1 pseudogene is annotated in these 1,158 nt (G+C 64.5%); it reads left to right on the top strand.

Annotation, left to right across the window (positions count from 1 at the left end):
• Window position 1: 1 nt before the first annotated feature.
• Window positions 2-1,158, top strand: a pseudogene (locus tag ACKAE7_RS21000) (pyruvate dehydrogenase (acetyl-transferring), homodimeric type); the annotation flags it as partial.

The following is a 1,158-nucleotide window of genomic DNA, read 5'->3' as shown; positions in this document are numbered from 1 at the left end:
CGTGGCTGCAGGAGAAGATACCTCCCATATCCTCAGCGGGTTGACTAACCAGCTGCCTGATCGTGATCCGGAAGAGACTGCCGAGTGGGTTGAGTCCCTGGATTCCTTGATCAGGGAACAGGGCACTGAGCGTGCCCAATTCATCATGCGGAGCCTGCTGCAGCGTGCGGGCGCGCAGAGCGTCGGGGTGCCGATGGTGACCACCACCGATTACGTGAACACGATCCCGGTGGACCAGGAAGCGGAGTTCCCGGGCAACGAGGAATACGAGCGCCGGTACCGGGCGTACATGCGGTGGAACGCCGCGGTGATGGTGCACCGGGCGCAGCGGGCGAACATCGGCGTGGGCGGGCATATCTCCACCTATGCCGGGGCCGCGACCCTGTACGAGGTGGGTTTCAACCACTTCTTCCGCGGCAAGGACCACCCCGGCGGCGGTGACCAGGTCTTCTTCCAGGGCCACGCCTCCCCCGGCATGTACGCCCGGGCGTTCATGGAAGGCCGGCTCTCGGAGGAGGACCTGGACGGGTTCCGGCAGGAAAAGTCCAAGGAAGGCCACGCCCTGTCCTCCTACCCGCACCCGCGGCTGATGCCCGGGTTCTGGGAATTCCCCACCGTGTCCATGGGCATCGGGCCGATGAACGCGATCTACCAGGCCCAGTCCAACCGGTACCTGCACAACCGCGGCCTGAAAGACACCTCGGACCAGCAGGTCTGGGCGTTCCTGGGCGACGGGGAAATGGACGAGCCCGAATCCCGCGGCCTGCTCCAGCTCGCCGCGAACGAGAACCTGGACAACCTGAACTTCGTGATCAACTGCAACCTCCAGCGCCTGGACGGGCCCGTGCGGGGCAACGGCAAGATCATGCAGGAACTCGAAGCGTTCTTCCGCGGCGCGGGCTGGAACGTCATCAAGGTCGTCTGGGGCCGGGAATGGGATGACCTGCTCACCAAGGACACCGACGGGTCGCTGGTGAAGATCATGAACGAAACCCCCGACGGGGACTACCAGACCTACAAGGCAGAATCCGGCGGGTTCGTCCGCGAACACTTCTTCGGCAAAGACCCCCGCACCAAAGACCTCGTCGCGGACCTCACCGATGACCAGATCTGGAACCTCAAACGCGGCGGCCACGACTACCGCAAGGTCTACGCCGC

Source organism: Pseudarthrobacter sp. NKDBFgelt (assembly GCF_046097905.1).
Lineage (GTDB): Bacteria > Actinomycetota > Actinomycetes > Actinomycetales > Micrococcaceae > Arthrobacter > Arthrobacter polychromogenes.
The sequence above is the reverse complement of the archived record's forward strand: the minus strand, read 5'-3'. Positions and strand labels throughout refer to the sequence as shown.